The organism is Streptomyces sp. NPDC058773, assembly GCF_042746015.1.
Lineage (GTDB): Bacteria > Actinomycetota > Actinomycetes > Streptomycetales > Streptomycetaceae > Streptomyces.
Genome location: NZ_JBHYPE010000008.1, coordinates 101,289 through 110,845, shown reverse-complemented (window position 1 = coordinate 110,845; position 9,557 = coordinate 101,289). Strand labels below are relative to the sequence as shown.

The window sequence follows — 9,557 nt, the reverse complement described above, 5'->3', positions numbered from 1 at the left end:
GGGGGGGGTGTGTTACCCCCCGGGGGGGGGGGGGTGTCGCACGCCCCGCGCGCCCCCGCCCCGCTGCACTGCTGCCGCTCCTCAGGACGCCAGACGCTCCGCCGCCCGCTCCCCGCGGCGGCCCACCGGCACCAGGCCGCGAGCCTGGCCCAGGCCAACGGGCGGCATATCGCCGTAGATGGTCTCGTACGAGCCCGCCGGCACGACGAAGGTCTCGTGCCAGATGCCGACCTCGCCCCGGCCCGCCCGCGCCCGCCGGTTGAAGGCGGCCCAGGCCGGCCGGTGCTCACCGCTCCGGTCGCTCGCGTACGCCAGCAGCTTCTCCCTGGACTCCCAGTACTGGAGGACCGAGAAGTTCCGCAGCCCCGGTATGGCGCGGACACCGAGCAGCCCGCGCGCGGGCTCCCGCGCCAGCTCCTTGAGCATGCGCGGCATCGCCCGGACCATCGGCAGCCAACTGCGCACCGCCCACCAGTTGTTGATCCGCATCCCGATGAGGAAGACCACCACCCCGTCGGTACCGCTCACCGTCATCCGCCCCTGCACCGGCTTGTCAGTCATGACAGCCCCCTTCGTCCCACCGTCGGCATTGGATAACGCCGCTATCCATGATTGGATAGTGCCACTCCCTAATGGAAGGCGCAAGAGGTATGCGACTGGCAGAGCTCAGTGAGCGCAGCGGGGTGTCCACCGCCACGATCAAGTACTACCTGCGCGAGGGACTGCTGCCTCCGGGCCGCCGGATCACCGCGACCCGGTCCGAGTACGACGAGGAGCATCTGCGGCGGCTCCGGCTCGTCCGGGCCCTGATCCAGATCGGCCGGGTGCCGGTGAGCACCGCCCGCGAGGTCGTGACCGCCGTCGAGGACGACTCCCGCGACCAGCTCTCCCGTCTGGGCACCGCCGTCGAGGCACTCCCCCACGGCCCGGAGCCCGACGAGAGCGACCCCTCGACGGAGCTCGCCCGTCGCACCGCCACCGAGCTGCTGGAACGCGTCGGCTGGAAGTTCGGGCTGGCCATCGCCGACCACGTCCGGGCCTTCCGGACGCTGGTCGCGGGCATCGCCGCGCTGCACCGCCTCGGCTACCCGTGCGGCATCGAGGATCTGCTGCCCTACGCCCACTCGGCGGCCGGGCTCGCGGTGAGCGACCTGGATCTGGTCGAGGAGTACGGGACCCCGGCGGAGCGGGTGGAGGCGGCGGTGGCACTGACCGTGCTCTACGAGCCGGTGCTGCTCGGCCTGCGCCGGCTGGCGGAGGCCGAGGAGTCCAACAAGCGCTTCGGCAACGGCCTTTGACGCGGAAAGGCCCCCCGCATGACGCGGGGGGCCTTCCTCTTTCTGTACCCCCGACCGGATTCGAACCGGCGCTACCGCCTTGAGAGGGCGGCGTGCTAGGCCGCTACACAACGGGGGCAAGTTTTCCTGCAGTTGGATGTGCCACGAGGACACACCGCGCTGGGCTACCAGGACTCGAACCTAGACTAAATGAACCAGAATCACTCGTGCTGCCAATTACACCATAGCCCATGGTGGTTTAGACCAGTACCCCCGACCGGATTCGAACCGGCGCTACCGCCTTGAGAGGGCGGCGTGCTAGGCCGCTACACAACGGGGGCCCTAGCGATCCCCACCCGACAAAAGCCGGGTGTTTGTCTCCGTGAGTGACAGTGGGTGCGACCCGGACCGTCTCCCTGGGAAGGATCCGTACCCCCGACCGGATTCGAACCGGCGCTACCGCCTTGAGAGGGCGGCGTGCTAGGCCGCTACACAACGGGGGCTTTGCAGATAAGCTCTGCGAGCTGGCCTACCAGGACTCGAACCTAGACTAACTGAACCAGAATCAGTCGTGCTGCCAATTACACCATAGGCCATCAAAGCGCAACCCCCGGAGGGGGTTTTGTTTGACTTGCGCCTCCCGGCCGGGCCTTTCGGCCCCTCTCGGGCGGCGCAGGAAGAACATTACCTGATCGTGGACGGCGCACCAAAACCGATAACTCCGTGCAACAGCTCGGGGAGCTCCGACAGGCTCCCGATCCGGCGCACCCCGGCAGGCGGCTCCCCTCCGGTGCCCGCGCGGTCCAGCCATACGGCGGTCAGCCCGGCGTCCCGGGCACCGAGCGCGTCGATGTCGAGCTTGTCGCCGATGTGGACGACCTCGCCGGGGGTGACGCCGAGCGCCTCACAGGCGCCGCGGAACGCCTCCGGGGCCGGTTTGGCGTGGCCCAGCCCGTCGGCACAGAACACCGCCTCGAAGCGGGCGCGTATCCCCAGGGCCGTCAGCTTGCGCTCCTGGTTGGCGGTGGTGGCGTTGGACAGCACCGCCTGCCGGGCCAGCGGGGCGAGGGCCGCCAGGGCGGGCGCGGAGTCCGGGAAGAGCGTCCAGCAGGCCTCGTAGTGCGTGATGTACCGGCCGAACCAGGCGTCCGCCTCGGTGTCGGAGAGCGGGGTCCCCAGAAACGTCCGGGCGCGGCCTCTGCGGTGGTCGAGGAAGCCCACCTCGCCCGCGAGGAAGCGGGCGAACTCGGTCTCCATGGCCGTCTGCCAGCGCTCCAGGGCCACCGTTTCGCCGCCGTACGTGTCGAGCAGGCCCTCGGCCCGCAGGTGGCGCAGCACACCGGCCCGGTCCGATCCGGTGTAGTCGAAGAGGGTGTCGTCGAGGTCCCACAGGACGGCGCGGAGGGGCATATCGGCAATCTAGTGCGTGCCCCTCCGCGGCGAACGGGGGCCGGATACGCCAGGGGCCCGGACACCGTGCGGTGTCCGGGCCCCTTTTGGGCGGTCGCGGGGTCAGCCGGCCAGCTTGGCCAGGGCCGCGTCGATGCGCTGGAGGGTGCGCTCCTTGCCCAGGATCTCCAGGGACTCGAAGAGGGGCAGGCCGACCGTGCGGCCGGTGACGGCCACCCGGACGGGGGCCTGGGCCTTGCCGAGCTTGAGGCCGTGCTCCTCGCCGGCGGCCAGCACGGCCTCCTTGAGGGGCTCGGGGCCGGCGGTCCAGTCGGCGGCGTCCAGCTTGGCGCGGGCGGTGGTGAGCAGGGCCACCGGGTCGCCCTTCATCGCCTTCGTCCAGGACGCCTCGTCCTCGACCGGCTCCGTGCGGAAGAGGAAGTCGACATTGGCGGTGATGTCGGAGAGGACCGTGAGGCGGGTCTGGGCGTGCGGGGCGATGGCCTGCCAGGCGGCCTCGTCGAAGTCCTCGGGGGCCCAGTTGGCGTGCGGGGCCTTGAGCCAGGGCTCGCAGGCCCGGACGAATGCCTCCGGGTCCAGGCGCCGGATGTGGTCGGCGTTGATCGCCTCGGCCTTCTTCAGGTCGAAGCGGGCCGGGTTGGCGTTGACGTCCGCGATGTCGAACTTCTCGATCAGGTCCTGCACCGAGAAGAGGTCCTGGTCGGCGGAGAAGGACCAGCCGAGCAGCGCAAGGTAGTTGAGCAGTCCCTCGGGGAGGAAGCCGCGCTCGCGGTAGAGGTTGAGGTTGGCCTGCGGGTCGCGCTTGGAGAGCTTCTTGTTGCCCTCGCCCATGACGTAGGGGAGGTGGCCGAAGGCCGGGATCTCCTTGGCGACGCCCAGCTCGATCAGGGCCTTGTACAGGGCGATCTGGCGGGGGGTGGAGGAGAGCAGGTCCTCGCCGCGCAGCACGTGGGTGATCGCCATCAGGGCGTCGTCGACCGGGTTGACCAGGGTGTACAGCGGGGCGCCGTTGGCACGGACGATGCCGTAGTCCGGGACGTTCTCCGGGGTGAAGGTCAGCTCGCCGCGCACCAGGTCGGTGAAGGTGATCGGCTCGTCGGGCATCCGGAAGCGGACGATGGAGGTGCGGCCCTCGGCGTCGTACGCGGCCTTCCGCTCAGCGGTCAGCTCGCGGCAGGTGCCGTCGTAGCCGGAGGGCTTGCCGGCCTTGCGGGCGGCCTCGCGGCGCTCGTCGAGCTCTTCGGTGGTGCAGTAGCAGTGGTAGGCGTGACCGGCCGCGAGGAGTTTGTCGGCGATGTCCTTGTAGAGGTCCATGCGCTGCGACTGGCGGTACGGCGCGTGCGGGCCGCCGACCTCGGGACCCTCGTCCCAGTCGAAGCCCAGCCAGTGGAACGAGTCCAGCAGCTGGTTGTAGGACTCCTCGGAGTCGCGGGCCGCGTCGGTGTCCTCGATCCGGAAGACCAGGGTGCCCTTGTTGTGCCGTGCGTAGGCCCAGTTGAACAGGGCGGTACGGATCAGGCCGACATGGGGGTTACCGGTCGGGGAGGGACAGAAACGGACGCGTACGGGGGTCGCGTTAGCCACGCTTGATCACCTTGTTGGTGAGAGTGCCGATGCCTTCGATGGTGACGGCGACCTCGTCGCCGACGTTGAGGGGGCCGACCCCGGCCGGGGTGCCCGTGAGGATGACGTCGCCGGGGAGCAGGGTCATGGCCTCGGTGATGTGGACGATCAGGTCCTCCACCGGGCGGACCAGGTCGCTGGTGCGGCCGAGCTGGCGCTGTTCGCCGTTGACCGTGCACTGGACGGCGAGGCCCGCGGCGATGTCGGCGGGGTCCAGACCGGTCTCGACCCAGGGGCCGAGCGGGCAGGAGCTGTCGAAGCCCTTGGAGCGGCCCCACTGCTTCTCGCGCCGCTGCACATCGCGGGCGGTGACGTCGTTGGCGCAGGTGTAGCCGAGGATCACGTCCTTGGCGCGCTCGCGGGGCACCTCACGGCACATCCGGCCGATGACGACGGCGAGCTCGGCCTCGTGGTGCACCTCCTGGGAGAAGGAGGGGTACCCGATGGGGTCGCCGGGGCCGATCACCGTGGTCGACGGCTTGAAGAAGATGACCGGCTCGTCGGGCACGGCGTTGCCCAGCTCGGCGGCGTGCTCGGCGTAGTTGCGGCCGACCGCGACGACCTTGTTGGGCAGGACCGGCGGCAGCAGCCGGACCTTGTCGAGGGGGACCTTCTGGCCCGAGCGCTCGAATTCCGCGAAGGGATGCCCCTTGATGACGTCGAGTTCGTCGCCCTCGACGACGCCGAAGCCGACGTTGCCGTCGATGGAGAATCTGGCGATGCGCACGGGTTGCCGTTGCCCCTCATTGATCACTGGCCGGAGATGACACTCCAGGCTATCGCGGGGCCGCTGCCGGTCCGTCGCCGAATTACGCGGGGACGCCCTGTTCGGGGGCCGTCATCAGGATCGTGCGGCGGGGGTTGGCGGTCTGGGCCGGCAGGTCGACGGTGTGCTCCGGGGCCACGGTGCCGAGCTCGTCGGCGTCGGTGAGGTGGGCCAGGGTGGTGCGCCGCGGGTTGGCTATGTTGCGGAACATCGTCGTCGTCTTCACTGCTGCATGCCTCGCGTCATCGGAGTCGGGAAAGGGCTTGCGGAAAGCTGCCTTGTCATTCTCGGCAACTGTGTAAAGCGTCAGGCTAAGCGCGCTATTCCCTGCGACGTGCAGGGGGACTCAATGATCTTCCTGTGAGTTTGCTCACGAAGTGTGTGACAAATGCCGCATTTCCCATGATCAACAACCCTGGGCGAATCGGACAATGGCGGATTGAAGCGCACGTTCCGCTCCCGATCACCGCACCTGGGACAGCCTGATGGGGCGGTCGACTCGCGGATAAAAGTCCGTTATCGACGGCAGAATCTTCTACCCGACGTGACGCGTTCCGCACATTGCGTCACCCACGTCACACTGCGGGGCTCCGCTCTTGTTGGAGATCCGGCACTGTGCTGGAATTCCACGGACCGCCGCACGTTTCAGCCGGCGCGCAGGGCGCAAAGAGGCGCCGCGCGGTGGTGCCGTTCTCTTCCGACCGGAGAGGGCAGCCCGCCGGTCACTCACGACCGCCATCGGGGGACTTCGCGGTTCCCCATTCGACTCGACACCGTCCCGCCGAGCGGGACGCCTGGTCCAGAGGTTGCGACGCTAGTGCAGGGACGTTTCAAGAGGGATGGCAGCGCTGCGGCGGACCCGGAGCTGCGCGGCGGGACCGACCGCGCCTCCTCGCCCCAGCGCGCGCAGGGCAACGGTTCCGGCGGGGGCAGCACACTGCCCGTCGACGGGGGTGGCCAGGCGCCGGGCAATGACGCCGCGGACGGCGGCAAGTCCAAGGCGTCGAAGGGGCCCAGCGGCCCCGGTTCGCGCATGGCGCTGCGCAACTGGCGCATCAGCACCCGTCTGGTCTCCCTGCTCGCGCTCCCCGTGGTCGCCGCGACCACGCTGGGCGGTATGCGCATCGGCACGTCGCTGGAGAACATCGACCAGCTCGACAAGATGCAGCTGCTCACCGAGATGACCCGGCAGGCGACCGAACTCGCCGACGCGTTGCAGGTGGAGCGGGACAAGTCGGCCGGTCCGCTGGCCGGCAGCGGGAACGTCAAGGACGACGCCAACGTCGTCGCGCCCCGGGAGGCGACCGACCGCGCCCGGCTGTCGTTCAACCAGGCCACCGATGACATCCGGGGCCAGGACGCCACGATGACCGGTGTCCGGGCGACCGTCCTGGAGATCACCCGCCAGCTGAACACCCTCAACGAGATCCGCAACAACGCGTACAAGGACGAGGACAACGCGGCGCGGACCATCACCAGCTACAACCAGCTGATCAACTCGCTGCTCTCGCTCTCCCAGGACATGGCCCAGGCGACCAGCAACCCGGAGATGATCCGCTCCACCCGTGCGCTGGCGGCGTTCTCGTCGGCCAAGGAGTACGCGTCGATCCAGCGCGCCCTGGTCAGTGCCGGCCTCGCCCACGAGGGCGGCCCGCAGCTGTCCTCCAACGACCGGCTGGCCGGCCGTAACGCCGAGGACAACGAGAAGGCGGCCCGCGACCGCTTCTCGCAGATCTACACCAGCAACGGCGAGAACAGCGCCGGTGCGCTCACCCGCGGTCTGGACGGCAACAACGACGAGATCAAGGCCGCGGTCGCCTTCGCGCACCGCGCCTTCGCCAGCGGTTCCGGCATCCGCAGCCAGGACTACCGCTACCTCGACTGGTACGACTCCGACACCGTCAAGATCGACGAGATGTCGCGCATCGAGACCACGCTGCTCTCCGAGATGGAGCAGAAGTCCCGCGAGCTGCGCAACGAGGCCACCCAGTCCGCGATCATCAGCGGTGCGCTGATCCTGCTCGTCCTCGGCGTCTCGCTGGTCGGCGCGTTCGTCGTGGCCCGGTCCATGGTCCGCTCGCTGCGCCGCCTCCAGGACACCGCGCAGAAGGTCGCCCAGGACCGGCTGCCCGAGCTGGTCAAGCAGCTCTCCGAGTCCGACCCGCAGGACGTGGACACCTCCGTCGAGTCCGTCGGTGTGCACAGCCGGGACGAGATCGGCCGGGTGGCCGCGGCCTTCGACGACGTGCACCGCGAGGCGGTCCGCCTCGCCTCCGAGCAGGCGCTGCTGCGGGGCAACGTCAACGCGATGTTCACCAACCTCTCGCGCCGTTCGCAGGGTCTGATCCAGCGTCAGCTCTCGCTGATCTCCGAACTGGAGTCCCGCGAGGCCGACCCGGACCAGCTCTCCTCGCTCTTCAAGCTCGACCACCTCGCCACCCGCATGCGCCGTAACGGTGAGAACCTCCTGGTCCTCGCCGGTGAGGAGCCGGGGCGCCGGTGGACCCGGCCGGTGCCGCTGGTCGACGTCCTGCGCGCCGCGGCCTCCGAGGTGGAGCAGTACGAGCGGATCGAGCTCAGCGCCGTACCGCAGACCGAGGTCGCCGGCCGGGTCGTCAACGACCTCGTGCACCTCCTCGCCGAGCTGCTGGAGAACGCCACCTCGTTCTCCTCCCCGCAGACCAAGGTCAAGGTCACCGGTCACGCGCTGCCCGACGGCCGGGTGCTGGTCGAGATCCACGACACCGGTATCGGTCTCTCCCCCGAGGACCTCTCGGCGATCAACGAGCGACTGGCCAGCCCGCCGACCGTGGACGTCTCGGTGTCCCGGCGGATGGGTCTGTTCGTGGTCGGCCGGCTGTCGCTGCGGCACGGCATCCGTATCCAGCTGCGGCCCTCCGACTCCGGTGGCACGACCGCGCTGGTCATGCTGCCGGTCGATGTCGCCCAGGGCGGCAAGAAGCCGGCGCCCAGCAGCGCCAAGGGCGGTGGCGGCGACCACGGTGGTGGAGCGTCCAGCCGGCTCGCGGGGCTCCAGCCGCGCGGTCAGGTCGGTTCCGGCCCGGCGGCCGGCGGGCGGCCCGCGCTGCCCGGTCGCGGCGGGCCCGCCGGCGGGGCGCCCAACGCCTTCGGCGCTCCGGCGCCGTCCGGCCGTACGGCTCCGCCCGGTGCGGGTGCCCCCGGTGCCCCGGCGCAGGGCGGCGACCGCCCGGCGGCCGGCCGTCCCTCGCTGCCCACCCGTGGCGGTGCGGACAGCGGCCCGGCACCCACCGTGGCACCGCCGACCGGCGCCCCGCGCCGCGAGGAGCGCCCGCAGCTGCCCGCACGGGGCGCCGCGGCCGAACTGCCGGGCGGTCAGTCCGGCGGCGGCCAGGGCTCGCAGCAGTCCGGCGGTACGAGTTGGGGCGCGCGCCGTGAGCGCGGCGGCTCCGACGACTGGCCGCTGACGCCGCGGGAGACCCCGGACCGGCCGCGTGGCCACGAGGAGCCGGAGACCACCGGCAGCTTCGAGCGGCCCGCACCGGGCGGTGGCCCCGGCGACACCGCGGCCTTCGCCCGTCCCGACTTCGACGGTCCGCCGCCCGCCGCGGACGGCTCCCAGGGCGGCCGCCGCCCGCAGGGCGCGCGTCCGGCCGGCCAGGGCGCGGGCAACGGCCCCGCCGACACCGGGCAGTTCGCGCTGCCGGGCGACGACGTGGGTCAGTACGGGACCGGTCAGTACGAGACGGGCCAGTACCGGCGCCCGGACTCCGACACCGGGCAGTACCAGCGGCCCGACTCCGACACCGGCCAGTACCAGCGCCCCGACAGCGACACCGGCCAGTACCAGCGGCCGGAGGCCGGCCGGGCCGCGTACGCCGACGAGGCGCAGGGCACCGGACAGTTCCCGGTGCAGCAGGCGCCGGAGAGCGGTACGCCGTCCGCCGATGTGCTCGGCGACGCGGACGCCGGTCCCGGTGACGGCCGTACGCCGATCTTCGACACCATCGAGTCCAACTGGTTCAACACCCCGGCGTCCGCCGCGGCCGGTGTACCGCCCCAGGGCGCCACCGAGCCCGACGCCCCGCGGCTGCCGCGCCGCGAGGCGCAGGACGGCGCGGCGCAGGGCGAGGCACGCGGCGACGCGCGCGGCGAGGCTCCGGTCAACGGTGCGCGTGGCGCGGCGCCGGCCGAGGCCGCCCAGTGGCGCAGCTCGCCCAACGACGAGACGTGGCGGCAGGCGGAGCAGATCCGCCAGCCCGCCGCGGGCGGTGTCACCACCTCCGGACTGCCCCGCCGGGTCCCGCGCGCGAACCTCGTCGCGGGCACCGCGCAACAGCAGCAGTCCACCCAGAGCGGCCCGCAGGTCTCGCGTGCGCCCGGCGATGTGCGCGGGCGGCTGACCAATCTCCGCCGGGGTATTCAGCAAGGCCGGCAGGCCGGGACGTCGTCCACCGGCACGCACGGCATTGTCGATCCCACTCACCAGCAGGAGCGTTAGT

General features: G+C 71.0%; 7 protein-coding genes and 5 tRNA genes. 2 read left to right on the top strand and 10 right to left on the bottom strand.

Annotated features, from left to right (window positions below):
- Positions 1–81: 81 nt before the first annotated feature.
- On the bottom strand, positions 82–561 hold the full coding sequence (locus ACFW5B_RS09975) for a DUF4188 domain-containing protein (RefSeq protein ID WP_386436018.1): 480 nt from the start codon (positions 559–561) through the stop codon (positions 82–84).
- A gap of 89 nt (positions 562–650) precedes the next feature.
- Here ACFW5B_RS09975 and ACFW5B_RS09970 point away from each other — a divergent pair, with 89 nt between their 5' ends.
- Positions 651–1,298, top strand: a complete 648-nt coding sequence (locus ACFW5B_RS09970) for a MerR family transcriptional regulator (protein WP_386436015.1) — start codon at positions 651–653, stop codon at positions 1,296–1,298.
- Positions 1,299–1,343: 45 nt separating this feature from the next.
- Here ACFW5B_RS09970 and ACFW5B_RS09965 read toward each other — a convergent pair.
- From ACFW5B_RS09965 to ACFW5B_RS09925, 9 genes are all read right to left on the bottom strand, one after another.
- Positions 1,344–1,416: transfer RNA gene (locus tag ACFW5B_RS09965), tRNA-Glu, on the bottom strand.
- A gap of 41 nt (positions 1,417–1,457) precedes the next feature.
- Positions 1,458–1,529, bottom strand: a tRNA-Gln gene (locus ACFW5B_RS09960).
- 16 nt (positions 1,530–1,545) lie between these two features.
- Positions 1,546–1,618: transfer RNA gene (locus ACFW5B_RS09955), tRNA-Glu, on the bottom strand.
- 89 nt (positions 1,619–1,707) lie between these two features.
- Positions 1,708–1,780: transfer RNA gene (locus ACFW5B_RS09950), tRNA-Glu, on the bottom strand.
- Positions 1,781–1,801: 21 nt separating this feature from the next.
- Positions 1,802–1,873: transfer RNA gene (locus ACFW5B_RS09945), tRNA-Gln, on the bottom strand.
- Positions 1,874–1,961: 88 nt separating this feature from the next.
- The gene (locus ACFW5B_RS09940) at positions 1,962–2,687 is read right to left on the bottom strand and encodes an HAD family hydrolase (protein ID WP_386436013.1); all 726 of its coding nucleotides are present in this window, start codon (positions 2,685–2,687) and stop codon (positions 1,962–1,964) included.
- Between the two features lie 102 nt (positions 2,688–2,789).
- Positions 2,790–4,271: a glutamate--tRNA ligase gene (gltX, locus tag ACFW5B_RS09935; RefSeq protein ID WP_386436011.1), complete on the bottom strand. Its 1,482-nt coding sequence runs from the start codon at positions 4,269–4,271 to the stop codon at positions 2,790–2,792.
- The gene (locus tag ACFW5B_RS09930) at positions 4,264–5,037 is read right to left on the bottom strand and encodes a fumarylacetoacetate hydrolase family protein (RefSeq protein ID WP_386436009.1); all 774 of its coding nucleotides are present in this window, start codon (positions 5,035–5,037) and stop codon (positions 4,264–4,266) included. The genes gltX and ACFW5B_RS09930 overlap by 8 nt, the downstream gene beginning before the upstream one ends.
- A gap of 82 nt (positions 5,038–5,119) precedes the next feature.
- Entirely contained in the window at positions 5,120–5,302 is a 183-nt protein-coding gene (locus ACFW5B_RS09925) for a hypothetical protein (RefSeq protein ID WP_386436006.1), read from the bottom strand.
- 591 nt (positions 5,303–5,893) lie between these two features.
- On the opposite strand from ACFW5B_RS09925, the gene ACFW5B_RS09920 reads away from it, so the two are divergent.
- Entirely contained in the window at positions 5,894–9,556 is a 3,663-nt protein-coding gene (locus tag ACFW5B_RS09920) for a nitrate- and nitrite sensing domain-containing protein (RefSeq protein WP_386436003.1), read from the top strand.
- Position 9,557 lies beyond the last annotated feature (1 nt).